Source organism: Gemmata sp. SH-PL17 (assembly GCF_001610855.1).
GTDB classification, from domain to species: Bacteria; Planctomycetota; Planctomycetia; order Gemmatales; family Gemmataceae; genus Gemmata; species Gemmata massiliana.
This window is the reverse complement of record NZ_CP011271.1, coordinates 7936853-7962449: the sequence shown is the minus strand read 5'-3', so window position 1 is coordinate 7962449 and position 25597 is coordinate 7936853. Positions and strand designations below refer to the sequence as shown.

Here is a 25597-nt window from a genome sequence, read left to right as displayed (position 1 = left end):
TAGCGCGCCGGCCCGTTTCAGACACCCGAGAGATGATCGGAAAGTTAATTAAATTACTCTTTGTGAACCAGTTTCGCTTTTAAGTACGTGTCCCATACCGCGAGTGCGGGCTTCGGCTTCTTGTCGCTGGTTTGCATGCCTGTAAACGCCCAGATGCGGGCGAGATCGTCTACTGGTGGCGGGAGTTTCGCACACAGCTTCTCGAAGTCGGTCGTCGCGAAGTTGATGACGAACAGGTAGTTGTCGCGGTCGGCCGTCTTGAGGAGCAGTTCCGTGAATTGTTTCTGGTCCGCTTCCGATCCTTTGAGCGTGAGCTTGAACGCCTTCAGTTCCACGTCCCTTGAGGTGAGGCCCGATTCGGACACCACGATGGGTTTCTTGAACTTCGTGGCAAAGTCGAAGAGGTCCGCGGGCACCGGGCGCGGGATCGCGAAACTCATGTGCGGGTAGGTACTCATCGCGAACACGTCGCTGTGTTTCATCAGCTCCGCGACCTCGAACTCCTGGTTGCTGGTCTTCGCCTCGCTCGCGAACTTCTTGTAGTGGTTCACTTCGGTGGTGAAGAACACCGGCAACTTCGGGTGCTTCTTTTTGATCGCGTCGTAGGTGTCGCGGTGGAGTTCCTTGAGTTGGGTCCATTTCTTCGCGTCGTGCGAGAGCAGCACGTTCGATTCGATCCCGATCGCGAGGTAGTCCGGCTTCATCGCTTCCACAGCACGTAGGCAGAAATTCAGGTACGCTTTTTTGACCTCCGGGCTGTTGAGGGCCAGTTTGTCCCAGCCCCTTGGGAGCGGCATGTTGTCTCTTTCGCCCCAATACGGCGCGATGTTCTTGCGGTCCTTATCGAGCGGCGAAATGGACAGGAAGAGCTGCGTGCCCACCGGCGGGCGGTACTTGAGGTTGTTGTCCACGTCCTTCGAGAACGGCTTGCCGTCGTGCGCTTCCGGCCACGGGACGCCGCCAATGAACATGACGGAAACAATGTCACCGTGGGCGTGCGCGAAGTCCTGGGCGGTGGTCGCGCCTTCGAGCGTGAGGTCGGCGGGCCAGCGCGTGAATCCGAGCCGGAACGGGCGCTTCTCGGGATCGGCACCGGACGCAGCGCAATGGGGAATCGCAGCGACCGCGACGAGCGCGGCCGTAAAGAAGTGAAGGCGCACGGTGAAGCCTCGCGGGGAGTTCGGGGTTCGCCCCACACTACCCGCGCCGCAGAGCCACGGTTTCGGGACGTGCTATTTCTTGGCCGCGAGGTACTCGGCTAGGGAGCGGATCTGGTCTTGCGTCAGCGTGGTACCGAACGCGGGCATTCTCGAATCGCTCTTCTTGCTCCGCGGGTCACGGATGTAGTCCGCGAGCCACGCGGCGGTGCGATTGGGTTCGCTCCCGATCTTCGCGAGGTTCGGACCCTTCGACGCGCCGATCGAGGGCGGCCCGCCCGGTTCACCGGCCTGCGCGTGGCACTTCGCGCAGTGCTGGTCGTAAACCCCCTTCGGCCCCTCCGCGACCGGGGCCGATTGGCCGCACCCGGCGAGCGCACTGAAGCCGACGAAGACGACGTACCCGATCCCGAACCGGCTGAGCATCGAAGAGCCTCCGCGGAACAACCCGACCGGCTCAGTGTAACGAAGAACGCCCGCGGGACACTGCAACGGGCTTCGGGAAACGAAAAAGTCCGCGGGGTTGGCCCGCGGACTCTCGCGCGATCGTGGCGCGATCACTTACTTGATGAACAGCATCTCGCGGTAGGTCGGGAGCGGCCATAGGTCATCGGCGACGATCGTTTCGAGCTTGTCGCCGAGGGTCCGCAGTTCGACCATTTTCGGGAGCACCGTGTCGCGCGTCGCCTTCGCGTCCGCGTAGGGGTCGCCCGAGTGCTTGTGGCTGACCGCGTGGTCCAGGTCCGCGGTGGCGGCCTGGAACTTCGCGATCGTCGCGGTCAGCTCCTTCAGGTGGTCGAGCTGCGCGCCCGCGTCCACGCCGGCGGCCTTGGTCGCGTTGACCGCGGTCGCCACCTCGCCCTGGTACCGCAGCGCCGCCGGGAGGATCAGGGTCTTCGCCATGCTGACCATCGTGTTCGCCTCGATGGTCACCTCCTTGACGTACTTCTCGCTGAAGATGTTGTACCGGCTGGTCAGCTCGCGCTCGGTGAACACTTTGTACTTGGTGAACAGTTCGACCGAGTCCTTGCGGACGATCACCGGCAGCGCGTCCACCGTGTTCTTCAGGTTCGGGAGCCCGCGCTTCTCGGCCTCCTTGTGCCACTCGTCGCTGTACCCGTCGCCGTTGAAGACGACCTTCTTCGATTCCTTCAGGATGCCCGGGAGCAGATCCTGGATCGCCTTGTTCAGCCGGGCCTCGCTCTTGTCGTCGCCCACGGCCTTCTCGAGCGCGGTCGCGATGAAGTCGATGGACTCGGACACGATCGTGTTCAGCACCGTGTTCGGCCCGCCGATGCTGAAACTGCTGCCCACCGCGCGGAACTCGAACTTGTTCCCGGTGAACGCGAACGGGCTGGTGCGGTTGCGGTCCCCGGCGTCGCGCGGGAGCTTCGGCAGCACGCTCGCGCCGACCTCCATGAACCCGCCCGGGATGGTCTTCTCGGGCTTGCCCTTTTCGAGCTGCTCCATGATGTCCTGGAGCTGGGCGCCCAGGAAGATGGAGATGATCGCGGGCGGGGCCTCGTTCGCGCCGAGCCGGTGGTCGTTGCCGGCGCTGGCCACGCTCACGCGGAGCAGCTCCGGGTACTTCGCGACCGCGCGGATCACCGCGACGCAGAACACGAGGAACTGGGCGTTGTCGTGCGGGGTGTCGCCCGGGTTGAGCAGGTTCTCGCCGGTGTCGGTAGACATCGACCAGTTGTTGTGCTTGCCGCTCCCGTTGATGCCCGCGAACGGCTTCTCGTGCAGCAGGCACACGAGCCCGTACTTCTCGGCCGTGCGCCGCATCACGTCCATCGTGAGCTGGTTGTGGTCGGTCGCGAGGTTCGAGTCCTCGAAGATCGGCGCGATCTCGTACTGGCTAGGGGCGACCTCGTTGTGCCGGGTCTTCACCGGGATGCCGAGCTTGAACATCTCGGCCTCGCACTCGGCCATGCACGCGAGCACGCGCTCGGGGATGGTGCCGAAGTACTGGTCCTCGAGCTCCTGGCCCTTGGCCGGCTTCGCCCCGAATAGGGTGCGCCCGCAGTTGAGCAGGTCGGGCCGGGCGTACAGGAAATTCTTGTCGATGAGGAAGTATTCCTGCTCCGGGCCGACGGTGGTGAACACCTTCTTGGCCTCGGTGTTGCCGAACAGCTTCACGATGCGAATCGCCTGCTGGCTCAGCGCCTCCATGCTGCGGAGCAGCGGGGTCTTCTTGTCGAGGGCCTCACCGGTCCACGACACGAACACCGTCGGGATCACGAGGGTCGCGCCGTTTGGGGCCTCGCGGATGTACGCGGGCGAGGTCGGGTCCCAGCCGGTGTACCCGCGGGCCTCGAACGTGGCGCGGATGCCGCCGCTCGGGAACGAGCTGGCGTCCGGTTCGCCCTTGACCAGTTCCTTGCCGCTGAACTCGGACACCGCGGAGCCGGTGCCGGTGGGCGCGAGGAAGCTGTCGTGCTTCTCGGCCGTCAGCCCGGTCATCGGCTGGAACAGGTGGGTGAAGTGGGTGGCGCCGTGCTCGATGGCCCAGTCCTTCATCGCGCTGGCGACCGCGTCGGCGACGGCCGGGTCGGTGAGCTGGGCGCCCTGCTTGATGGTCTTCTGGAGGGCCTTGAACACCGGCTTGGGCAGGCGCTGCTTCTGGACCTCTTCGCTGAACACGAGCGTGCCGAACAGTTCCTTCAGGTGGGCGGTGCGGAAATCGATCTGGTTCAGGTCGTACTCGGTCGTCGCAATGGCCTGGATCGCGGCCTGGCGTGGCGTGGTCATCGTGGGAAAGGCTCCTTTTTGTGGTGGTGCGAGGCCAATCTCGGTGTGTTTTGTGCCGACGCCCGGGGCATCCCAGTGGTAACGGGTACGGTTGGGCTGGTCGAGGAGAGGTTACTCAGGTTATAAGCCTCGTTCGGCACGCGGCAAGAAGGTCGGGAACTTAGCGAACCCGGGGGGCACCTGCCGGGGCGGAGCGACCCGAACCTCGGGCCGCGCCGGGAGCCGAGACACACGGGGCACACCATGCGCACGATCGCGGTCATCAATCAAAAGGGCGGGGTCGGGAAGACGACCACGACCGTTAACCTCGCGGCGGCCCTCGCACTGGCGGGCAAGCGCGTCTGCGTCATCGACATGGACCCGCAGGCGCACGCCAGCACGCACCTCGGCGCGGAACCGGACGGCACCCTGCCGTCACTGTACGACGTGTTAGTGTCCAACAAACCGCTGGCCGCCGTGCGGCGCATGGTGGGCGACAACCTGAGCCTGATACCGTCCGATATTAACCTCGCGGCGGCCGAAGTAGAACTGGCCGGAATCGTGGGCCGCGAAGTGATCCTCCGCGAAGCACTGGCGGCAGACGAGCGGCCCGGTTCGTCCGCTCCCTTTGACTATGTGCTGATGGACTGCGGGCCGTCGCTCGGCGTGCTCACGCTGAACGCGCTCGCGGCGGCGGACGAGGTGTTCATCCCGCTCCAGCCGCACTTCCTCGCGCTGCACGGGTTGTCGAAACTGCTCGAAACGACCGCACTGGTCGCCCGGCGCATCAACCCGAAGCTGACGGTCACGGGCGTGGTGGTGTGCCTCTACGACGCGGCCACGAAGCTCGCGCAGGAAGTGGTCACGGACCTGACCGCGTTCCTGGCTCAGAGCCGCGGGGCGAGCGTGCCGTGGGCGAACGCGAAGGTCTTCGGCACGAAGATCCGCCGCAACATCAAGCTCGCGGAGTGCCCGAGTTTCGGAAAGAGCGTGTTCGGCTACGCGCCCAAGAGCAGCGGCGCCGCCGATTACGCGGCCCTCGCGAACGAGGTGCTCGGCGTGTCCGCGCCCGTTGTGGTGGGACCGCTCAAGATCAGCGTTCCGGTGGAAGTGCCGCCCGCTGTGGACGTGCCGCCGGTTATAGAAGCTCCCGTGGTCGAACTGCCGGCTCGCCAGACGACGGTCGAAGTGGAACCCGCGGTCGCGTAGTATCGTGAGATCGAGTTTTTCAACCGCCCGGGCTTATGCCGCGGGCGGTTGTTCGTTTCCGGGCGGAGGTGGGGGAGGTGCACTTCCCCCCGCGGGTGGAACTGCTTGTGCATTGCCTTCAACCGATCGCGGTCCACGTGTGTGTAAATCTGCGTCGTCGCGATCGAGGCGTGACCGAGCAGTTCCTGTACGGTGCGCAGGTCCGCGCCGCCCGAGAGCAGGTGCGTGGCGAAACTGTGCCGGAGCGTGTGGGGGCTAACGGTCTTGGGCAACCCGGCTCGCTTGCAGTATTTCTTCACCAGTGACCACAAGTGAATCCGCGTGAGCGGGCGCCCGCTCTTGCTCACGAACACTTCCGTTGCTCCCTCGACCGGGCGCGCGCCCTCGTCCGGGGTGCCCATGAGGTACGCCCGCAGCGCGGCGACCGTGTGCCGATTCAGCGGCACCACGCGCTGCTTGCTCCCCTTCCCGACGCACCGGCAGAACGCGGAATCGAGGTACACGTCATTGAGCTTCAGGCTCACCACCTCGGTCGCGCGGCACCCGGTCGCGTAGAGCGTTTCGAGCATCGCGCGGTCGCGCAGGTAGAACCGGTCGCCCGGTTGCGGCGCGAGGATCAGCGCTTCCACGGCGGTGGGCGGTAGCACCTCGGGCACGCGCTCCCACAACTTCGGCGAGCCGAGCAGGTCCACGGCGGTCGCGTCCGCGCGCTCTTCGAGCCGCAGGAACCGGTAGAACATTTTGAGCGCGACGAGGTGCCGGGCGATGCTCGGCGGCGCGAGCTGCTCCTCGTGCAGGAACGCGACGTAGCGCGCGAGGTCTTTCAGGGCCGGTTTCTGGTACCGGGGGAGTTGCACGAGCGCGACCCAGCGCGCGAAGCGCTCGAGGTCGCGCCCGTAGGCGAGAACGGTGTTCTCCGCCAGCCCGCGCTCGGACTGGATGTAGTGGCGAAAGGCGATGATGTCGGCCCGCAGTTCGGAAAGGCCCATCGCGTTTACCCGTGATTCAGTATTCGGTCCACCACCCAGCACCCGCGGACGTGCCGCGCGTTGGTGTCGCGGCAGTGATCGAGGATCGCCGAGTTCGTGCAGCCGGCCTCTTGGAGCGCGTCGGCGAGGAACGGCATTCCCCCAAAATTGCGTGAATTGTACGCCGCTCGCGCCAGTTCGAGAGTGTCGGATGTGCGCCAATCCGAATCAAACGGGATGAAGACGTAGGGGTTGTAGTAAATTTCCCGGAGCAGATCGGTCGCGTGCAGCTCGCGCGGCACCCACTTGAACGGTGGGGTGTTCAGCACGAACGGCAGGTACACCAGGGACGCCAGCCCGCGCCACTCGGTCTCGGAGAATGGTTCGGGCACGACCGGGACATCGAATTGGTCTTCGGGGGCCAGGCGCGAGCGCACGCCACCGGGTGTGTCTTCTTCCCCCGCGCTCCGGAGAGCCCGAGCGGCCTCTTCGAGATCGCCCGGATCGCCCGCGGAATGCACGAGTTGCTCGGCGATCGGTGCGACCAGTGCGCGCAGCCGCGCTTCGCTTCGCGGGTACTCGGCGAACACCTCGGCCAGCGCGACGATTTCGCGACACACCCCGGGCAACCGGTTCCACTGCCGGCGCGCGCACGCCAGCAGGTAGTGCCGGCACTTGCGCGTCTGTAACACAACGCTCCCCTCGGAGCGCGTGGGGAACAGCGCGCTTAAGAGCGCGTGCGGATCGTTCTCCGTCCGCCAGAATTTTTCTTCGGTCATGGCGATGATCGGCGCCGCGAGTGGCGCCGGTACTTATGCGGGCGACAGGCCCAGTTGCTTCCGCACGTCCGCGAGTTGTGCTTCCAGTGTCGCGACGCGCTCCTTGAGCGCGTCGATTTCGGCCACGGCCGCGGTCAATTTGGCGTCGGCCGCGGGGCCGGGTGCGGGCGCCGAACGCAGAACGGGCGTTCCGGGGTCGGAGACCGACACCGGGGCGCCCGCGTGGAGCGCCTTTAGCCGCGTGATCTCGTCCGCCGTCTGGAACCCGTGCGTGACCACCGCGCCGCGTCGGTCCGGCTCGGTGAGGTAGACGACCAGTTTGCGCTCCACCAGCGGTTCCAGCACCTCGTCGAGCATGTCGAGCGAGTCGATGGGCGCCATCCGGGCCGCGCGCGTGCGCAAATCGCCTTTCGTTTGTGCGCCGCGGAGCAACAGTTCCGCGAGCACAGCGAGTTCGGGGCCGGCGCTGGTCCACACCGCGTAGAGCTCGTGCCGGAACCGGTCCACGCGCCCGCCGGTGACGCGCGTCACCAGCCCGCGCTCCTGGAGCGCGTCCAATCCCTCTTCGACCTCGATCTCGTCCAGTTCAAACACCGGATCGCGGTTAGATTTCTGGTTGCACCCGGTAACGAGGGCGTTGAGCGAGAGGGGGTACGAGTCCGCGGTCTTCGAGGTCTTTTGTTTCTCGACCAGCACACCGAGAATGCGGCGGTCGAGCGGGGACAACGGCTCCCACGCCGGGGCCGGCGGATCGGGTTGTGGTTGGGGCGCGGGACTCGCGTCGGACGACATGGCAACCACTTTCTCAGAAAAGGCGACGGCCCGTAGACTCATTCCACGGGCCGTCGTTGTACGAACTGCGCAAACTCGTCGCCACTGCTCCGGGGTTCAGGCTCAATTGCAACACCCGGGACCAACCTCGGGTGTGGTTTCCCGTTCGCAGGTCATTTCCCCGTGAACTTCTCCGGGTCCGCGACGATCGGGTCGAGCGGGTCGCCGTTAAGTGCCCGCAGGAACAGCACGAGGTCCGCTTTCTCTTGAGCGGTGAGGTTCAGTTTGAGCGGGATGATGGGCTTCTTCGTCGGGCCGTAGGTCTTCACGGCCGGGTCGACCGGCTTGCCCTCGGCGCGGGCCTTGATGTACGCGGACTCGGCCGCGGTGTCGCGCATCTTCTCGCTCAACCAGGCGTTCACGTTCCCGCCGCGGTCGTAGAAGTCCACCACTTGCTCCAGCGTCTTCTCGTCCCCGCTGTGCATGTACGGCGCGGTCCAGAGCAGCCCGCGCGTGCCCGGCGTCTTGAACGCGCCGACCAGGGCCGTGTCCTTGTGGCCCGTGGGCAGGCGCACGAACCGGCCGAACTCGTCGAGCGGCAGTTCGCCGTCCTTCGCGCCGATGCCCAGGTTGTGGAACCCGTGGTCGGTGTAGGTGTCCCCGGTGTGGCAGTTCGTGCAGCGGGCCTTGTTGAAGAACAGGTCGCGGCCCGCGAGCAGGCGCTTGCCGAGTTCGTCGGTCTTGCCCGCGTCGGTCGCGGCGTCGAGCCCCAGATCCTTCAGTGCGGTGCCCTTCGTGGCGAATTCGTCCTTCAGCGCGCTCGCGTAGTCTTCGGACTTGAGGACGAACTTTCCGCTTTCTTCCTCGATCACGCGCTTCCGCATGGCGGCTTCGGCCTTGTCGTGCAGGCTGTTGCCGAGCAGTACCGTGCGCTCGTAGGTGGCGATCGCCTTCGCCGCGGCGTCCCGGGTCGGGGCGTGGCCGAATACCGCGTTGAACGCCTTCACGTAGCCGGCGTTCGCGCGGAGCCGGGCCACCGCTTCTTCCCACGGGTCGGCCTTCCCGCCGAACATTTCCTTGTTGTTACCGACCGGACCCTGAGCTTGGTCTTCGAGTGACGACCCGCGCCCGTCCCAGAACTGGAACCGGTTGTACGCGGAGTTGAACACGGTGGGCGAGTTGATCGGGCCGAGCGCGTCGTTGATGCCGGTCGAGGTGCGCTTGCCGTCGGAGAAGCCCCGGGTCGGTGCGTGGCAGGTCGCGCACGCCACGCTCCCGTTGGTGGACATGATCTTGTCGTAGTACAGTTGCTTGCCGAGCACCCACTTCTCGACGGTCATCGCGTTCTCGGCCGGGACCACGGGGGCCTGCGTGAGCCCGAGCGGTACCTTCAACTTGACCACCTTGCGCGTTACCTTTTGCCCGCTGGCCGGGTCCGCGTCCTCTTGCGTGCCCTCGGTCCAGAAGCCCTTGAGCGTCTTCCACTCCGGCTGGTTGCTGGTGACGAACACCATCGGGACGCGGTCCTTGAACGGCGTCATCTTCGATTCGTTCGGCAGTAGGAAGTCGGCCGCTTCGAGCGGCGGCTGAGCGGCAGAGGCCGGTGCAGCGGAAGCGAGCAGTGCGAATAGAAGCGGAACCCAGCGAACTGTCATAACAGTCCTTTCGATGTTTCGCCGCGACCCAGAGGGGAACGAGGGCAGGTGGGTGCAATGCTGTGGGTTGGCAGGATATCGTTAGGTGCCGGCCGCGGGCGCGTCAACGTTTGGGCCATCGGGCGGGCGTTCGTGTGGAATCGGCGGTACCGATGGGAGAGTGGCGAGCAGATCGGTAACGCCCGGGCGATCGGTCGGGTTCGCCGACGGGTGCGCGAAGATCACATTACGAGTGCGTGAAAGAATGAAATCCCCGCCGAGCTGGAGCACGTCCTCGCCCGCGTAGGGCTTCTTCACGCGGTACCCGCGCAGCATCCCGCGGAAGTACCCCCAGAGCACGTGCGGCTTGAAGAACGTGAGCCACCCCGTGCGCTCCAGACCAAAGGCAGCATACGCGACACGTTCCGGATCGCACACGATCGGAACCGACCAGGTGTTACGTGTGACGAACTGCGTTAGCACTTCGGGCTTCGCTTGCGATACGACGAGAACGGAGCACCCCCGAGCCGCGAACCGGGCGCGGGCCGCGTCCACCTCACCGAGGTGGGCGTTACAGGGGATTCACGTGAGGTGCCGTAAGAAGATGAGGAGTAGGAAATCCGATTCGAGAAACGAGGACAGCCGGACCGAGGTGCCGTCCGGCCGGAAGAGCGTCAAATCGGGAGCCGTGTCGCCGGGGATCATTTCTTCACGCGCTCCAGTATCAGCACGCCGGTGCGCGAGTTCACGGCAGAATGGAACTCCTTGGGCCGCTCGCCGTCGGTGGCAAAGCAGATCGTAAGCTTATCCTTCTCCAGTTTGTAGATACCCTTCACCGTTTTGCCGGGCTCGTTCTCCAACTGGTACACGAGGTCGATGCCGCACGGTTCGGATTTGGGGTCCAATGTGAACGCGAACGCCAGGTTCTTTCCGTCGGTGCTGATCGACATCACGTTATCTTTCACGGTCAGTTTCGCGCTCTCCGCTTGCTCCTTGTCCCACGGCTCCCCTTCTTCGATGTGCGCCACGACCTTCCACGGACCCTGAAAACCCTGTTGCGCCGCCTTGAGCGGGTCAACGGGAGGTGCCGGAGGGACCGGCGCGGCAACGAGCGCCGACAGTACGATTGCGGCCAAGACTTTCATGACACTCCCGTGGGGTGTGGGTACCGGGACATCGTGCGCCACCGCTTCCGAACCTGTGCTACGAGTTCTTTCCCGAAGCCCCACGCGAAGCCGAAGTGGATCGCGACGAACACCATCGGGATGCGGGCGCCCACCGCGAGCGGTTTCCCTCGACCCAGGACCGCGCCCGCGCCGAGCAACACGGCGGCGTAAAGCGCCAGGCTCGCGAGCCACAACCAGCCGAGGTACGGGACCACCAGGCCCAGCGGCCCCGCGCCGAGCGCCCAAACCGTCCACAGTGGCGGTACGAGTGCGGGGAGCGAGAGGGATTTCGGGTGCTTGAAGGCCAGCTTCGCGCGCCCCTTACCGTAGCGCCCGAGCTGGTAGAACAGGGCGCTGAAGTCGCCCCGCGGCTCGTACACGATCTTCACTTCCGGGGTGAAGTAGCACGTCAGCCCGGCCGCGTGGACGCGCTCGTTGAACTCCACGTCCTCGCACGCATCGAACTCCTGGTCGAACAGCCCGATGGTGTGGAACACCCGGCGCGAGTACGCGACCGCCGTGCTCTGCGGTGGGACGAACTTCGCCTCGTTGGAGTAGATGTCGGAATCGGGGTTGTGCCCGAGCCGGCTGCTCCGCGCTGCGCTTACGGCCTCTTGGAACCGCGTCGGGGACTCGACGTCCAGCGGCTGCGGGCGCCCGAGGCAGTCCGCCCCGCTCGTGGCGAACGCGGCCGACAGCTTCTGGAGGTAGTCGCGGTCCGGGACGTGGCAGTGCCCGTCCACGATCACCACGACGTCCTTCGTCGCGTGGCGGATGCCGGTGTTCCGCCCGGACGACGCGAGCTTCTCACTGTTGAAGACCAACTTCAAGTTGGGGAACTCGGACTGGAGCCGGCGCACGATGAGCACGGTGTCGTCGGTGGACACCCCGTCGGCGACGATCACCTCGAAGTCGTCCCGGGGGAAGTCTTGAGTCAGCAGCAGGCGCAGCGTGTGCTCGATCGAGCGCGACTCGTTCCGCACGGGAACGATAACGCTTACAGAAGGCATGTCTCGTCTCCGGGCGCCCGCCCTAATATGTGGGCGGCACCTACAAGTTCGGTAGCCCGTCGCCCACAAGGGCGGGGCGCCTATTCCGTGGGGACGCGCGGCGCGCGGTAGTACAGGTGCTTGAGTCCGACCACTTTGAGGGCGGTGGCACCGAGGATGAACAGTTCCATGCCCAGCGAGCGCGAGCGGATGTAGAAGCGGTCGTAAGCGACCTTGTTTCGCACGCTCCGGATGCACGAATCCGGCGGCAGGTGGATCTGGGCGAACCCGGTGATCCCCGGCTTCACCGCGTGCCGGCGGTCGTACCCCGCGACCGCCTCGCGCAGTTTTTTCACGATCTCGGGGCGCTCCGGGCGCGGCCCGACCAGGCTCATTTCGCCCTTTAACACGTTGAACAGTTGGGGCAATTCGTCCAGGTGCAGTTTGCGCATCACGCGCCCCACCGGGGTGACGCGCGCGTCGCCCGGGGTGCTCCACTGCGGCCCCGTGAGGCGCTCGCAGTCGTGGTGCATTGTGCGGATCTTGTACAGCGTGAACACGCGCCCGCCGCGGCCCACGCGCGACTGCGTGTAGAGTGCGGGGCCGGGCGACGTGAGCCGGACCAGTGCGACGCACGCCAAAATAACCGGTAGCGCGGGCGCGAGCATGAGGGCGGCCGATACGAAGTCGGTTGCAGTTTTTACGCGCTCACGGGCCGAGAGCGGGGGCACGGACGGGGCGACGTTAACACTGCGCAACCGGGCGACGTGGGGAGCGGGTGTTCGCAACGCGGACCTCTGCTTATCCCGGGCGGGCGACATCCGTTTCACGTTCATCAGGTGCGATCCTCGCTTCGCTCGGGCGACCAACCGGTGACGGGGGAACTGTACCGGTGGCGCGCCGAAATCGGCGCGCCACCGCGGCCTTTAGCGGCCGAACGCCGCGGAGTATTGCGCCCACGCCGAGAGCACGAACGCCTTCGTCGTCGCGTCGTCTTCCGGGGTTTTGTCCCCCTCGTTGTCCCCGAGCGGGGTGGCGATGTAGACCTTGTAGATCGTGGGGGCGCGCAACTGGCTGGCGAACTGCCAGCGCGGGTTGTCCGGGGCGACCCACTCGCCCTCGGTCGTCCACGCCCAGCGCACCCGCACGCGGTCGCGCTTCGTCTTCGTTTCCTTCTCGAAGTCCGCGACGTACACGGTCGCCGGGCCGCCGGGCAGGTCGATGGTTTCCTTGTGGGCCGCGCGGAGCGTCTTGTACCCGCTGCCCGGGTAGCACACGTCGGGCGTGTGCGTCGCGACCGAACCCGGGATGCCGCTGATGAAGCTGACCACCGCGCTGTGCTGGCCGTCCGGCGCCAGGTAGCGCCGGCTGGTGGCGGTGCTGCGCTCGTTCAGGGGCATGTCGGTGTCCACGTTCTCGGACTGCCAGCCCTCGAACCGGACCTCCAGCGCGTGGAGCCGGTCGGTGCGCCCCCCGTCGGACGCGATCAGGTCCCACCGCTGCGTGACCGAGCCGTTGAGCAGCGCGCCGCACACGACCAGCCCGAGAATGGAACAGAACGTGAGTGGTTTCATCATGGGTGCTCCTCGAAAACGCCCCGCGCCCCTGTTGGGGCGCGGGAGAGGGGATTCTGTTTAGCAGAGGGCTTCCTGTTCAGTCGCGCCGATGTAGACGATGCCGGAGTACGGGATCTCCATCGCCGCGACGCGGTCCGCGGCGCGCTTCAGCAGCGGGGTGGCGGTTTCGCGGTACTTGGCGCACATCAGCACCACCTCGCACCGCCGGGCCACCTCGACCGATTCCGCCACGGTCAGCAGCGCGTGCCCGTGGATCACGACGCAGTCGTAGGGCTCCTTCAGCTTCGCGAGCAGGGCCTCGAGCTTCTCGCCGGTCGCGGCTTTACGGGCCTCGTCGGACCACTTTCCGGCCGGGAGCATGTGCAACCCGCTCGGTAGGAACTGCACCGCGGCCCGCGGGTCGATTTCCGCGCGGAGCAGCTCGCACACGCCGGCCCCGTTCGGGACGCCCGCGTAGGGGTGCAGGGCCGGTTCCCGGAGGTCAAAGTCCACGAGGAGCGTCTTGTAGCCCGCTTGAGCCAAGCTGCTCGCCAGCCCGAACGCGGTGAACGCCTTGCCCTCGTCCCCGATCGGGCTGGTGACGCCGATGGTGGTAGCGCCGCGGCTCAGCCAGGTCTGCGAGACGTAGGCGCGGAGCTTGTCGATGGCCTCGTTCGTGGCCGCGCGCTTGACCGGGTCGCGCCCGCCGCCTTGGGACGCGGTCGCGTCGCCGGGGGCGCACGGGATCACGCCCACCACCGGCGCGGGCGAGGACGTCTTCACGTCGGCGAGCGAGCTCACGCGCTTCGACATCATCTCGAACCCGAGCACGCCCAGGGCCATTAGCACGAAACCCATGATGCTGGCGAACGCGGTACCGAGGATCTGTTTCTTGGTGTCCTTCTGGGTCGGGACCGACGCGGGCTGGAGGATCTCGACGCGGGGCGGGGACTCGACCGCCAGCTTGAGTAGTTCCTTCTGGAGAATCAGGCGGCGGAAAACGCTGTCAACGGTTTCGAGGTCGCTGTTCTCGGGCAGGTACGGTTCCTTATCGAAGCGCGACAGGAACCCGCCGGCGCTCTTCTCGGGCGGCGCGGGCAGTTCCATCAGTTGCTTCATCGCCCGCGGGAGCGCTTCCTTCGCGTGGTCGAGTTGCTCCTGGTAACTCTGAATTCTCTGAATGATCTTTTCCAACTCGGTCGCGACTTCCCGTGCCTCTCGGACGCGCCGCTCGCGCTCGATCGTTTGGAGTTTTTCGGACCGGATCTCTTTCCACCGGGCCTCGTCCGATTCGTAAGCGTGCTTCAGTTCGAGGACCGCGGGGTTGTTTTTGTTGGTGCTCGTGTCCTCGCGGGTTTTCCAGAGCTGGTACGATTGAATCATCCGGTACTTGGCCGCCTGCACGTCCTGGTCGGTGCGGTCGATCGCGTCCTCGATCGATTTCGGCGTCGGGGCCTTTTGTATGGCCTCCAGTTTGTCCTGCAGCACCTTTTGCTGGCGCTCGTAGTCGCGGATGAGCAGCGGCAACTGATCGACCTTCTCCCGGTTCTTCATGATGTCGTTGATGAAGAAATCGGGACCGACGCGGTTGAGGATGACCTGGGGCAGCATGCCAGCGGTGGGAACCGGGGCCGGGACCGCCCCGGGTGCGGCCGGGGCTACTGGGACTGCCGGACCAGCCGCGCCCCCCGCAGGGATCAGCCCGTTGCCCCCGTCCTTTGCGGTCGCGCCGGACTTCACCGTGGCGCGGTTCGCGAGCTTACCCTTGACGTTGGTGTACCACTCTTCGACCTGTCCCAGGAGCTTGCGCGAGTCGCGCACTTCCCGCTCCACCACCTGCTCGATGAACGCCTTCTGCACCGCGTCCACGATCTTCTTCGCGTCGTCCGGGGCGTGGCCCTTGAACGTGATCCGGATCAACTCGGACCCGTCCTGCCCCGACACGACCAGTTCCTCGTCGAGGTACTTGAGGGGCTCCTTTTGGGCCTTGATCGTGGGGAGATCCTTGATGTCGCGGAGGGCCGCGTTCAGCACGAACTCGGACTTGATGAGCGCGGAGGTCGTCTTCGTGTACGTGACGAAGTCCGTCTTGGCCTGCTGCTGGTTCCCCTGGCCCGCGATCGTGGCCTGCACCGCCGACACCTTGAGTATCCCCGTGGACTCGTACTTGCTGGCGAGCAAGTCCCACGCGACGAACGCCCCGGCCCCGCCGAGCAGCGTGCCGCAGAACGCGATCATCAGCCAGTGGAGCCGCAAGTAGATGAGCACGCGCGCCGCCGGGTTGTCGTCCGGCTTCGCACCGGGGCGCGCGGCCTGGCGCGGCGCCCGGGGCGGCGCGGAGTGGGCCGTGGGTGCGGCGTGCGTGGCGAACGAGGGTCCGTTCATGGCCTGAATCCGTTCAGGTAATGTGGCGGGGCCGAAGGGGTGTAACACGGTTCCCGGCCCTCGTCAGTGAGGGCCGAGCCACTGGGAATCAGGTCCGAGACGGGTCGACCACGAGCCGCTTGAGCACCCACAGCTCGAGCGCGAGCAGCGCGAGGCCGATGAAGATCATCATGTAGCCGTAACCGTCGTGGAGGAACGCGCGCGTCCCCTCGTCGGTGAAGTTGGCGAAGCTCACGCCGGTCGCCGCGATGCGCAGCACGTTCGTGAGGATCGCGATGGGGACGATGCCGAGCAGCACCATCAGTTTCTCGAACCGGCTGCGCTGCATCATGAGCACGGCCCCGACCGAGAACGCGGCGAACGTGACCATCATCTTCAGCCCACTGCAGGCGTCCACGACGCCGATCCGGACGTCGTCGATGAGGATCAGGTTGCCGTCACGGATGGCCGGCAGCCCGAGCGTTTGCAGCAGGAACGTGCTGCACACCGTCGCGATCACCTTGAGCGGCGAGCCGACGTTGCGCTCGAGTTCGTAGGGCAGCGGGACCATGAACACCAGGAACGCGATCGCCGGCGCGGTGAACTTCGCCAGCGGCACCCCGCCGACCGCGAGGCTCACGGCGACGAGCGCGAGCAGCAGCGAAGCCGCGTCGAGCTGGTAGAACAGCAGCGCCCCGGCTACGGCGCGCATCACGAGGATCGCGACCAGGAGCGCGCACCCCAGAACGGGGAGCGGTTTGAGTACGAGTGCGTCGCTCTTCCACCCGCGCCACAGGAGGAACGCGGAGAAGAACGGCACGAGCAGGCCGTGTGAGTATTGGGGGTCGTTCAGCCACTTGTCAGCGAACACGCTGAGCATGGGCAGGTACGCCCAGCCGAGAACGGCGGCGAGCGCCGCGCCCTGCCAGATTGCGACGCGCGACTTCACGGAAGCCGACGCGGGAGCGGGTAAAGTCGGTGATGCGAAGCTAACTGACGACATCCGTGTCCCCGTGCGAACCGGGCGATCGCGGGTCCAATCCGTGACCCGGAATCCGAACCGAGCGGAATTGTGGCAGATGAGACTGGGGCGAATCAACCCCAATTGCGGAGGGGCGCTTTCAACTTCTCGGCGTGGCATTTCGCAATGTCAAAATGGGGTGGGCAGGAGTTGAGGGCGATCTTGGTTTTAAGCCCCGTTAGGGGCGGAAGTGAGTAGCCAGGGGTGGAGCGAGCCGAAGGCGACGTGAAACCCCTGGCGGACTTCCGTTTATCCTGACGGACCTACATTGCACCGAGGCTCGCCAGGGGTTGCGCATGCGCTTCACCCCTGGCTACTCACTTCCGCCCCTAAACGGGGCTTAAAACCAAGATTGTCGCTCGCGTCTGCCTTGTATCGAGGCTACTTCTTGCCGGCTCGATAGCGTTTGATGAGCGCGTTGGTAGACGTATCGTGTTTCAGTTCCGGTTCGGTCGCGGATTCGAGTTCCGGCGCGATCTTCGACGCGAGCACCTTGCCCAGTTCCACCCCCCACTGGTCGAACGAGCCGATGTCCCAGATTACCCCCTGCGTGAACACGATGTGCTCGTAGAGCGCGACCAGCGTGCCCAGTGCGAACGGCGTGAGCTTCTCCACCAGCAGCACGTTCGACGGGCGGTTGCCGGGGAACGTCTTGTGCGGCACCAGCCAGTCCGCGACCTTATCGGCCCGGACCTGCTCCGCGGTCTTGCCGAACGCCAGTGCTTCGGCCTGAGCGAACACGTTCGCCATGAGCAGGTCGTGGTGCCGGCCGACCGGGTTGAGTGACTTGCAGAACGCGATGAAGTCGCACGGGATGAGCTTCGTTCCCTGGTGAATCAGTTGGTAGAAGCTGTGCTGGCCGTTCGTCCCCGGTTCGCCCCAATACACCGCGCCGGTCTGGTAATCGACTTCCGCGCCGCCGAGCGTGACGCGCTTCCCGTTGCTCTCCATCGTGAGCTGTTGCAGGTACGCCGGGAACCGCTTCAGGTACTGGTCGTAGGGCAGCACCGCGACCGTTTCGGCACCGAAGAAGCTGCCGTACCAGACGCTAATCAGGCCCATGAGCGCGGGCAGATTCTTCTCGAACGGCGCGGTGCGGAAGTGCTCGTCCATCGCGTGGAAGCCGGCGAGCATCTCGCGGAAGTTGGTCGGCCCGAGCGCGAGCACCGTGGCGAGGCCCACCGCGGAGTCCATCGAGTAGCGCCCGCCGACCCAGTCCCAGAACCCGAACATGTTCGCGGAGTTGATGCCGAACTCTTCGACCTTCGCCTTGTTCGTGCTGACCGCGACGAAGTGCTTTGCGACCGCGGCCTTATCCTTGAGAGTGGCCAGCGACCACGCCCGCGCGCTCTCCGCGTTGGTCATCGTTTCTTGCGTGGTGAACGTCTTCGAGCAGACGATGAACAGCGTTTCGGCCGGATCGAGGTCGCGCACGGTCTCGGCGAAATCGGTACCGTCCACGTTTGAAAGGAACCGGAACGTAAGTTCGCGCTGGGCGTAGTGCCGTAGAGCTTCGTTCGCCATTACCGGACCGAGATCGGACCCGCCGATCCCGATGTTGACGACGTTCTTGATGGGCTTGCCCGTGAAGCCCTTCCACTCACCGGATCGGACGCGATCGGCGAACGCACTCATCGCGTCGAGGACTTCGTGGACCTCGGGTACCACGTTCGTGCCGTCGACCGTGACCGTTGCGCCCTTCGGGGCACGCAGGGCCGTGTGCAGCACTGCCCGGTTCTCGGTGATGTTGATCTTCTCGCCGCTGAACATTGCGTTAATGCGGCCCTTGAGGTCGCATTCCGTCGCGAGCGCGAGGAGCAGCTTCAGCGTTTCGTCGGTCACGCGGTTCTTCGAGTAGTCGAGGAAGATACCGGTGGCTTCCGCGGTCAGGCGCGTCCCGCGCCCCGGGTCGCTCGCGAACAGGTCGCGCAGGTGGGTGGTTCGCACCGTTTGGTAGTGCGATTGTAGTGCGGCCCACGCGGGGCGCTGAGTGAGCGAGGGGCGTTCGGCGGCCATTGGGGAATCTCCTGGGGGTGGCCGCTAATGTACCGCGTTCTGTGAACGGTTCCACGATTGACCTTAGAAATGCTTCGGGACCGCCGCTCTGATCTACACACGCTCTTAATCATTCCATTTTTCGGCAGATTACGGCTTGCAGTTCGGTAGGCTTGTCGGCCACAGTATTCGTCTCGCTGGTACTCCGAACGGTCCGGATGGGCGCTCGTCTTTGGCGCCCGCGGTACGGACCCGCCCACGCACCAATCACAGGGGCACCGGCCGGCGCGACCTCGAACCCATTAACACAAAGAAACTTCGATGCAATCCGCCCCTTATGGACTGGCTCCGCCCCCGAATTCGGCCGAATCCGCGCGCCTCGTCTCGCTCGACCAGTTCCGCGGTTACACCGTGCTCGGTATGCTGCTGGTGAACTTCGTCGGCTCGTTCGCGGTCATCAAGACGCAGCTCCCGGTCCTGGCGCACCACCACACGTACTGCAGCTACGCCGACACGATCATGCCGCAGTTCCTGTTCGCGGTGGGGTTCGCGTTCCGGCTCACGTTCGTGAAGCGCTTGGTCGCGGTTGGAGCACAAGCAGCTTACTGGCACGCGGTGCGCCGAAACCTCGGCCTCCTGTTGGTCGCGTTCACGGTGTACAGCGTCGGTTCCAAGTGGGAAAAGTGGGAAGATTTAAGTCAGCTCGATGTGGTTGTGCTCCGGTGGGCGAAGCAGGACTTGTTCCAGACGCTCGGGCACATCGCGGTCACGTCGCTGTGGGTGCTCCCGGTGATCGCGGCGAGTTCCCGTGTACGGATCGCGTACACCGTCTTTTCAGGTGTACTGCACGTCGCGCTGTCGTACTGGTTCAACTACCGCTGGACGAACACCCCGCCCAACGGCGTGGACGGCGGACCGCTCGGGTTCCTCACGTGGGCGGTTCCGCTGTTAATTGGTTCGCTCGCGTGCGATCTCTACCAATCGACACCGAACCGCGAACGGCTCTGCATTCGCTTTGCGTTTATCGGCGCCATTGTCGCGGCTCTTGCCTACGGCCTGTCCTGCGTTCACCTTGCGCCATCAGATATGGACGAATGGCATTTCAATGTCTCGGTTTCGACCGCCCCGCCGCCGCTCGTTTTCGTTAGCGTGAAGCCCCCGACGAACGACCTGTTTACGATGAGCCAGCGGTCCGGGAGTTTGACCTACACGTTGTTCGGGGCCGGGGTCGCACTCATGGTGTTGGCGGTGTTCGTGTTGGCGTGCGATATCGGTTCAATGCGAATTGGTGTGTTCCGCACGCTCGGGTCGAACGCGCTCGCTGCGTACATCATTCACGGCCTCGTGTACGAAGCGGTTAAACCGTTCGTTCCCCGAGACGCGCCGCTCTGGTATGTTGCCGCCGCTACTGTTGTGGCGCTCACTATTTGCTACGTGCTTATGCGCAGTTTGGAGAAGAATAAACTGTTCTTGAAACTGTGAGGGCAATTGTGCTGACTGGATGCGTTTGGTCTTATGTTTTGTGGCACAGGCCTCTGGCCTGTGTGAGCGCCTCCACAGGCCAGAGGCCTGTGCCACAAACACAAACATCCGGCACGGCAAGGGTGAGCACTAAGTCTGCGTTAGATGCAAATAAGCACGCACCTCGGCTCCTATGGCCGAGGTGCGTCTATTGTGAATCGTGTTTACTGGGTTGGCCCGGGCAGCGAAGTTTCAATCAGTCCCCGCCTCCGCACCCGCCACCTCCGCAACCTCCGCCTCCGCCACATCCGCCCCCGCACCCACTGCTACCGCCGCACCCGCCGGACGACGCTTCGTTGGTCTGCCTGGGGTACCACGTTTGCAGCGGGGCGATCGCGGTGCCAGCAAGCACCGACGTTCCGAACAGAGCGACGGCCATACCCGCGTCGCCGTTGCTTTCCCACCGCGTACCGGCCCGGAGCGGGTCGTACTGTTCCTTCTGCTTCGCCAGGAGCGCCCGCCCGCGGTGGCTCAAGCGCCCCGAACCAGCGAGTACGACTAGCAGACTGAAAACTCCGCCGACGATCGACATAGTGGCCAAGTATTCCACTGATTTCTTCGCGTCCAACCCCATCAGAAGGCGAGGAAGCGAGAGGCACAACAGCACGACCGCGAGCGGCATCAGCGACGTGAACGCGATGAGCACCTGCCGGCCCTTCGGGATCACGATCCCCTCCTCTTCGAGGCGCTCGACGTTTCGGGCGAACGCGGCATCCACAGCTTGCTGAATCGGCTTCAAGGAGGCTGCGTCGTTCGAGACCGGTAGCCCTTGCAGCACCGCGCGCTCGGCGGAACTGACATCGTCTGGAATCGGCCCGGTGCGGATCAACCGCTTGCCGTCGTCCCCGACACGGGCCAGATCCCGCCCGACCAGGCGGGCGACGGCCGCAGTCATGAGCCGCCCCGCGCCACCGGCCAAGTACGCGGTCTGCTCCCAGTTCAGGTGGTATTCGTCGTCCGGAGGGGCATTGGGGGTAGACATCACGGAGCGAACTACCCGGCCGATGCACACGGCCGCGACCAGGGCGCACCCCAGTATGGTGAGGAAGTCCGCGTTCTTCAGTGCGAACGGGTTCACTCCACCGTTACACCCCGGAACCGCGAGCGCGATAAGCACGAACGCGGCCGTGAGTTGTGCGACGCGCTTGATGGGAGCTTTGGGAATGACCCAGTTCCGGGCGACGTTCACGACCCGGTGCCGGGTGTCGTCGCCGAACCGTTCGGCCCCGGCGGGCCAGATGTCCGCGGGCGCTGTGTGACCGAACGCTTCGCGGTACGCGGTCAGCGTCTCGGCGTACATGGCGAGGTGCTTCGCCCCCTCTGCCGGACCGCCCTTCGTGGGCTCGTGGTGCAGTGGGCGTTCCAGCACTTCGCTGCAAAGCCGCTTCCAGTAGGACTTGGTGTACGTCAGGTGCATGTGCCACGCCGCGTCGACGTCCTCGGACGGGCACCCGGTGAACCCGGCCGTCGCCGCGAGGAACACGTACCGCTTGTACTCTTCGATCACACGATCCGCGTGGGACCGGGACCAGCCGTGTTCGCGCGCCAGGCGCGCTGCGAACGGGAGGGCGACTTCGCCGCCGTCGATGTCGAACGCCAGGATGCTTGCGAGCAGTTCCGACCGATCGGGAGACATGGGGAGAATCCCTTGAGAGATACGATGCGAGCTACTCGCAGTGTACTTCGCTCGGAACGCGGGAGATTTGGAAAGATAGACGATTAAGAAGAAGAGATGAAAACACCCACCGTACCGCGCATGCGGCCCGCATTCGCTCTACAGGCGCGCCCGCACATGGACTGAGCAGGAATCACCAAACTCACTGAGGCCGTGCGAGAATTTCTCGAATCAGCATGTCGCGGGAGAGAATCGCGGGCACTAATAGCTCGGATCGAGTGGAAGCGGGGGAGAAGCAATGTCGCTCAGTGCGTTCGTGCGACAACTGGCCGGGCGCTCGGCGCCGATCAAGTCGGCCGACGCGGAGTTACTCGCGCGGTTCATTGCGACCCGCGACGAAAGTGCGTTTGCGGTGCTGGTGGACCGGCACACACCGACCGTTTTGGGTGCGTGTCGACGGCTGCTCGGCCATGCTCAGGACGCCGAAGACGCGGCCCAAGCGGTGTTCCTGCTCCTGGCACGCAACGCGGGTCGCGTGCGCCAGCCCGCTGCGTTGGGAGCTTGGCTGCACGGGGTCGCGGTGCGAGTGGCTCGAAAAGCACGCGCGCGGCGCCGACCAATTCAACCGTTACCGGAAGTGACTTCGCCCACACTGCCGCCCGAACCGAGTTGGGCGGACGCGCGCCGGGTGATCGACGAAGTGCTCGCCGCGCTGCCGGAAACGCTTCGGGCGCCGCTCGTGCTGTGCTACCTCGAAGGGCTGACACGCGACGAGGCGGCCGCGCGCCTCGGCTGGCCGCTCACGACGCTCCGCGGGCGCCTCGAACGTGGCCGGGAGAAGCTGCGTGCCGGACTCGGTCGGCGCGGGTTCCCGCTCGCCGCCGGGCTGTTGGCCGTGGTGCTCGAATCGCCCGCACCGGCCGCACCGAACTGGACCACCACGACCACCGCCATCGCAACCGGTGCAATTCCACCTCCACTCACCGTTGTCCCACTTTCCACTGGAGTGTTACCCGTGAAGGCACCTCTTGTTCGCATCGCTGTGATCGCGTGTCTCGGTCTCGCCACGGCCGGCGTGTTCGCGGCACGAAGGTCCGAACCGCCATCGATCACTCCCCCCAAGCCCCAGGCTCGCGTACTCGCACCGGACCCGAATGCCGGGCCGCCGGACAAAGCTCTCGCGGGGGAGTGGCGCCTCACGTTCACCTGGGACGGAGCCACCCGCACCGAAACGCTCCGGTTCGTGGACGGCAAGCACCTCGTCTGGCAAGTTCACCTGCGCAATCCGGGCGTGGATACGAGTGTCACGCTCCGCGGGAAATACGAGCTGAAGAACGGCGAACTGACCTACGACGTGACCGAGCGGTGGAACGGGGAAGAACCGATGCGCGTGAAGCCCGAAGACGCGGTGCGGAAGTATCAGATGACGTGGGCGGAAAACCGGACCGGGTTCGAGTTGAAGAACAAAGACGGCGGGAACGTCCGCACCTACCGCGCGGTAAAAGACGAGGTCGCTGTGCTGCCCTTCCCGGCTGTTCTCAACAAAATCGAGCGGACCATCAAGAAGGAGCCGAAGTACACGGGCGACCCGCGGTACTTGCTGTTGGCCTTCGGTCTCGAAGCCAAGTTCCGTACCTGGGTCGTGTTGGACGGAACCACCCTTTACATCGACCGGAACGGGAACGGTGATCTGACGGAAGACGGAGAAAAGTTCGATAACCCGAACACAGTACAGAAAGGGCTCGACGGAAAAGTGAGCGTCACGCTCACCGGAATCGACCTGACCGAACCCGACGGGACGAGCCACTCGATCAAAGTCATTACCACTCTGAAGATCACGGACACGAGCACTTATGTGAGGCTCGGCTCTCAAGCACGCGGGGGGCCGGATCAACTGGCCGGTCTGACCAACTTGCGTCTGGCAGAGACCGCAAAGGAAGCCCAGGTGCTTCATTTCGGAGGCAACGAGGTAATTGTGCGTCCGTCACTCTCGATGCCTTCGCCCCTGAGTGTGGACAAAGCGGTCGAGTTCCGGGTCCAGGTCGGCGCCCCGGGCATCGGGTCGGGGAGCTTCGCTTCGTTCGTCGGTGAGAAACTCGCCGAGGGGCTCGGGCCAGTCGCGGAATTTGAGTTCACCCCGCTGAAAGCCGGTGACAAACCGGTGAAGGTGACCGCGAACCTCATCGATCGGTGCTGCGGAGATCAGTTCTTTACGAAGGTTGCTGTACCGGACGGAGTGAAGATTGGAGTGAACGCAGTGAAGGTGACGCTCAGTTTCCCGGCGTGTCCGTGGGGGAAAGTGGAGTCGACCACACACTTCGTAGACGTGCTGCCGAAACAGAAGTGACACGAATTGGGCACGTTGACCGTACCCTCGTCTCGACCGTGAAAGAATCGTTCTACTGGGCGGGGACGTCGCGTTCCGCTAGCACCGCGAGTTCCGTGAGCTTGGCGGCCGTTACGCCGATCCGCTCGAAGCACTCGGCAACGATGCTGTTGGGGGTGGTGAACAGCGTGATGAGCAGGTCCATCGGGGTCACGACCCCGCGCCCGCAATCGCAGGCCCGGCCGTGAGCGTCGCGGACCAAGCGGATCACGTTATCGGAAAGGAATTCGCGGTTGAGTAGTAGGGGGGGGACGGGTTCGGCGTGGGCTTGGTGAAACAGGTCGCGGAACTGGTCGAGGAGCCCGGGCAGGTCGGCCCCGAGTTTCCCGGCCCACTTGAACACCCCGGAATCCGGAGCGGCCAAGAGGCCCATGAACAGGTGCGGGGTCCGCACGCTGTCCCAGTTCGTGGCTCGGGTGTGCCCCAAAGCCTCGCGCAGAACGCGGGTTGTGGCTTCGTCCAGGATGTCCGGACGGAGCCGACCACTTGGCAGGAAAATGTCGTCCACGGTTTTGGACCCGTTCCCATCTCGGACTGTGGCTGGGCGTGTGTGGCCCGTAGGGCAACGTTTCGGGTGTAGCGAACCGCCCGAAGTGTGAGGTGATTATGTCGCGCCGCGCTCCAACCCGCAAGACGGCCTGTCGTGTCCGCACACTTTTTCCTTGCTCGCCCAGATGTTCCGACCGACCATGAATCGCGCCGGGCGAAAATTGAGTTCCGGGACGCAGGAATTCCAATGTTTTCATGGTTCCGAACGCTTAAGTTCTCAGTGCTAATTTCCACTCGGCCCTTGGTTTGGAACACCTGGAGCTTTGGAACTCAGAGCTTGTTCAAAGGAGCCTCCCATGCGGCGCTGGGGACAGGTCGTGGTCGGGTTGATGTTGGTTTCCGGTCTGGCGTTCGCGCGAGCGGCTGATGGGCCGACCGAGGCCACCGTTACTGACGCCGATAACAAGGAAGTCAAAGTCGCCGGGCTGAAATTGAGCACGGGAACCCGCCGACTCGCGTGGTTGGGCGACCCGGCGGGCGATACCGAGGATGCCAAGAAAGGGCCGCTCGCGCTCGAACTCCGCGAGCCACACTCCACCACGTACTCCAAAGGGATCATCACTTACGTCCCCGTCAACTCGGTCGAATCGATTAAGTACGACTACGACAAGCAGGTCGCGTCGGTGGTGGTGAAGGGATTGGCGGAACCGCTCGCCGGAACGCTCCAGTACCGCGGCGTTAACGTCCTCGGTTTTGAGGGGACCGTCGACGATAAGGTGACCCGGTTCAGCGGCGGGGCGTTCACAAAAGGAAACATCAAGGCGGTCGTGTTCGCGGACGCAACACCAATCGCGTCGAAGAAGGGGACGAGTTCCTGGCAGGTCCAAATCGACCAGCCGAAGGCCGAGAACCCGACGCTTAAAGCGGGGAACTTCAAGTTCCTGTACCAGTATCCCGGCGGCGTTGAGGTGCTGGCCGAAGCCGCCACCGTGCGCAAGGGCGACCCGCTCAAACTGGACGACGCGGTGAAGACGTTCACGCCACTGGCCGTGGACCAGAACACGCACCTCGCAGCGATCGAGGTTCAGATCGGTGACACGGAAAAAGTCGTTGTGATTCCACAGCAGCTCGAGAAGGACGGCAAGACCGGCGTGCTCGTGGGGTTGGTCGGCGAGGTCGACGCCGGGTGGAAACTTTTTCCGCTGCACTCCATCAAGGGCATGAAGCGCCCCCGGCGAGATTGA

20 protein-coding genes and 1 pseudogene are annotated in these 25597 nt (G+C 64.8%); 4 read left to right on the top strand and 17 right to left on the bottom strand.

What is annotated here, in order from left to right; all coding sequences use genetic code 11:
* Window positions 1–53 precede the first annotated feature (53 nt).
* From VT84_RS33170 to VT84_RS33160, 3 genes are all read right to left on the bottom strand, one after another.
* Complete coding sequence (locus VT84_RS33170; protein ID WP_082842555.1) at window positions 54–1160, bottom strand: glycosyl hydrolase 53 family protein; 1107 nt, start codon at window positions 1158–1160, stop codon at window positions 54–56.
* A gap of 72 nt (window positions 1161–1232) precedes the next feature.
* Window positions 1233–1583, bottom strand: a complete 351-nt coding sequence (locus tag VT84_RS33165; RefSeq protein WP_082842554.1) for a c-type cytochrome — start codon at window positions 1581–1583, stop codon at window positions 1233–1235.
* Between the two features lie 135 nt (window positions 1584–1718).
* Window positions 1719–3911 (bottom strand): glutamine synthetase III, encoded by a 2193-nt coding sequence (locus VT84_RS33160; protein WP_082842553.1) that lies wholly within the window; start codon window positions 3909–3911, stop codon window positions 1719–1721.
* A 243-nt stretch (window positions 3912–4154) separates the two neighbouring features.
* On the opposite strand from VT84_RS33160, the gene VT84_RS33155 reads away from it, so the two are divergent.
* Window positions 4155–5099, top strand: a complete 945-nt coding sequence (locus VT84_RS33155) for a ParA family protein (protein ID WP_052551073.1) — start codon at window positions 4155–4157, stop codon at window positions 5097–5099.
* Window positions 5100–5245: 146 nt separating this feature from the next.
* On the opposite strand, the pseudogene VT84_RS33150 reads toward VT84_RS33155, so the two are convergent.
* The 12 genes and pseudogenes from VT84_RS33150 to pgi all read right to left on the bottom strand — a co-directional run.
* A pseudogene (locus VT84_RS33150) lies at window positions 5246–6088 on the bottom strand (tyrosine recombinase); the annotation flags it as partial.
* 5 nt (window positions 6089–6093) lie between these two features.
* The gene (locus VT84_RS33145; RefSeq protein ID WP_052551077.1) at window positions 6094–6846 is read right to left on the bottom strand and encodes a hypothetical protein; all 753 of its coding nucleotides are present in this window, start codon (window positions 6844–6846) and stop codon (window positions 6094–6096) included.
* Window positions 6847–6879: 33 nt separating this feature from the next.
* Window positions 6880–7638 carry a DUF480 domain-containing protein gene (locus tag VT84_RS33140; RefSeq protein ID WP_052551079.1) on the bottom strand — a complete coding sequence of 253 codons (759 nt, stop codon included), beginning with the start codon at window positions 7636–7638 and terminating at the stop codon, window positions 6880–6882.
* Window positions 7639–7790: 152 nt separating this feature from the next.
* Window positions 7791–9272 (bottom strand): cytochrome-c peroxidase, encoded by a 1482-nt coding sequence (locus VT84_RS33135; RefSeq protein WP_082842551.1) that lies wholly within the window; start codon window positions 9270–9272, stop codon window positions 7791–7793.
* A gap of 81 nt (window positions 9273–9353) precedes the next feature.
* Window positions 9354–9956: a peroxiredoxin-like family protein gene (locus VT84_RS33130; RefSeq protein ID WP_255359520.1), complete on the bottom strand. Its 603-nt coding sequence runs from the start codon at window positions 9954–9956 to the stop codon at window positions 9354–9356.
* Complete coding sequence (locus VT84_RS33125) at window positions 9953–10396, bottom strand: TIGR03067 domain-containing protein (protein ID WP_052551085.1); 444 nt, start codon at window positions 10394–10396, stop codon at window positions 9953–9955. Before VT84_RS33125 ends, VT84_RS33130 begins: the two co-directional genes overlap by 4 nt.
* Complete coding sequence (locus VT84_RS33120; RefSeq protein ID WP_052551087.1) at window positions 10393–11427, bottom strand: glycosyltransferase family 2 protein; 1035 nt, start codon at window positions 11425–11427, stop codon at window positions 10393–10395. The genes VT84_RS33125 and VT84_RS33120 overlap by 4 nt, the downstream gene beginning before the upstream one ends.
* 80 nt (window positions 11428–11507) lie before the next feature.
* Complete coding sequence (locus tag VT84_RS33115; RefSeq protein WP_052551832.1) at window positions 11508–12194, bottom strand: sugar transferase; 687 nt, start codon at window positions 12192–12194, stop codon at window positions 11508–11510.
* Window positions 12195–12332: 138 nt separating this feature from the next.
* Complete coding sequence (locus tag VT84_RS33110; RefSeq protein ID WP_052551089.1) at window positions 12333–12983, bottom strand: hypothetical protein; 651 nt, start codon at window positions 12981–12983, stop codon at window positions 12333–12335.
* Window positions 12984–13040: 57 nt separating this feature from the next.
* Complete coding sequence (locus VT84_RS33105; RefSeq protein ID WP_082842549.1) at window positions 13041–15347, bottom strand: tyrosine-protein kinase domain-containing protein; 2307 nt, start codon at window positions 15345–15347, stop codon at window positions 13041–13043.
* Between the two features lie 88 nt (window positions 15348–15435).
* Window positions 15436–16329 carry an exosortase/archaeosortase family protein gene (locus tag VT84_RS33100; protein ID WP_162271933.1) on the bottom strand — a complete coding sequence of 298 codons (894 nt, stop codon included), beginning with the start codon at window positions 16327–16329 and terminating at the stop codon, window positions 15436–15438.
* Window positions 16330–16728: 399 nt separating this feature from the next.
* Entirely contained in the window at window positions 16729–18363 is a 1635-nt protein-coding gene (pgi, locus tag VT84_RS33095; protein WP_082842547.1) for a glucose-6-phosphate isomerase, read from the bottom strand.
* A 300-nt stretch (window positions 18364–18663) separates the two neighbouring features.
* Between pgi and VT84_RS33090 the strand changes: the two genes are divergently transcribed.
* Window positions 18664–19824, top strand: a complete 1161-nt coding sequence (locus VT84_RS33090) for an acyltransferase family protein (protein WP_082842546.1) — start codon at window positions 18664–18666, stop codon at window positions 19822–19824.
* A gap of 235 nt (window positions 19825–20059) precedes the next feature.
* Here VT84_RS33090 and VT84_RS33085 read toward each other — a convergent pair whose 3' ends face one another.
* Window positions 20060–21499 carry a TIGR04222 domain-containing membrane protein gene (locus tag VT84_RS33085; protein ID WP_082842545.1) on the bottom strand — a complete coding sequence of 480 codons (1440 nt, stop codon included), beginning with the start codon at window positions 21497–21499 and terminating at the stop codon, window positions 20060–20062.
* 277 nt (window positions 21500–21776) lie between these two features.
* On the opposite strand from VT84_RS33085, the gene VT84_RS33080 reads away from it, so the two are divergent.
* Window positions 21777–23825: an RNA polymerase sigma factor gene (locus VT84_RS33080; protein WP_082842544.1), complete on the top strand. Its 2049-nt coding sequence runs from the start codon at window positions 21777–21779 to the stop codon at window positions 23823–23825.
* 52 nt (window positions 23826–23877) lie between these two features.
* On the opposite strand, the gene VT84_RS33075 is transcribed toward VT84_RS33080, so the two are convergent.
* Window positions 23878–24372: a Clp protease N-terminal domain-containing protein gene (locus VT84_RS33075; RefSeq protein ID WP_082842543.1), complete on the bottom strand. Its 495-nt coding sequence runs from the start codon at window positions 24370–24372 to the stop codon at window positions 23878–23880.
* A 337-nt stretch (window positions 24373–24709) separates the two neighbouring features.
* Between VT84_RS33075 and VT84_RS33070 the strand changes: the two genes are divergently transcribed.
* Window positions 24710–25597: a hypothetical protein gene (locus tag VT84_RS33070; RefSeq protein ID WP_082842542.1), complete on the top strand. Its 888-nt coding sequence runs from the start codon at window positions 24710–24712 to the stop codon at window positions 25595–25597.

Coding starts and splice junctions, on each gene's coding strand:
- VT84_RS33165 (WP_082842554.1), bottom strand. CDS start 1,583: ATGCTCAGCCGGTTCGGGATCGGGTACGTCGTCTTCGTCGGCTTCAGT.
- VT84_RS33110 (WP_052551089.1), bottom strand. CDS start 12,983: ATGATGAAACCACTCACGTTCTGTTCCATTCTCGGGCTGGTCGTGTGC.
- VT84_RS33125 (WP_052551085.1), bottom strand. CDS start 10,396: ATGAAAGTCTTGGCCGCAATCGTACTGTCGGCGCTCGTTGCCGCGCCG.
- pgi (WP_082842547.1), bottom strand. CDS start 18,363: ATGGCCGCCGAACGCCCCTCGCTCACTCAGCGCCCCGCGTGGGCCGCA.
- VT84_RS33120 (WP_052551087.1), bottom strand. CDS start 11,427: ATGCCTTCTGTAAGCGTTATCGTTCCCGTGCGGAACGAGTCGCGCTCG.
- VT84_RS33160 (WP_082842553.1), bottom strand. CDS start 3,911: ATGACCACGCCACGCCAGGCCGCGATCCAGGCCATTGCGACGACCGAG.
- VT84_RS33090 (WP_082842546.1), top strand. CDS start 18,664: ATGCAATCCGCCCCTTATGGACTGGCTCCGCCCCCGAATTCGGCCGAA.
- VT84_RS33155 (WP_052551073.1), top strand. CDS start 4,155: ATGCGCACGATCGCGGTCATCAATCAAAAGGGCGGGGTCGGGAAGACG.
- VT84_RS33085 (WP_082842545.1), bottom strand. CDS start 21,499: ATGTCTCCCGATCGGTCGGAACTGCTCGCAAGCATCCTGGCGTTCGAC.
- VT84_RS33145 (WP_052551077.1), bottom strand. CDS start 6,846: ATGACCGAAGAAAAATTCTGGCGGACGGAGAACGATCCGCACGCGCTC.
- VT84_RS33100 (WP_162271933.1), bottom strand. CDS start 16,329: ATGTCGTCAGTTAGCTTCGCATCACCGACTTTACCCGCTCCCGCGTCG.
- VT84_RS33070 (WP_082842542.1), top strand. CDS start 24,710: ATGCGGCGCTGGGGACAGGTCGTGGTCGGGTTGATGTTGGTTTCCGGT.
- VT84_RS33135 (WP_082842551.1), bottom strand. CDS start 9,272: ATGACAGTTCGCTGGGTTCCGCTTCTATTCGCACTGCTCGCTTCCGCT.
- VT84_RS33140 (WP_052551079.1), bottom strand. CDS start 7,638: ATGTCGTCCGACGCGAGTCCCGCGCCCCAACCACAACCCGATCCGCCG.
- VT84_RS33080 (WP_082842544.1), top strand. CDS start 21,777: ATGTCGCTCAGTGCGTTCGTGCGACAACTGGCCGGGCGCTCGGCGCCG.
- VT84_RS33105 (WP_082842549.1), bottom strand. CDS start 15,347: ATGAACGGACCCTCGTTCGCCACGCACGCCGCACCCACGGCCCACTCC.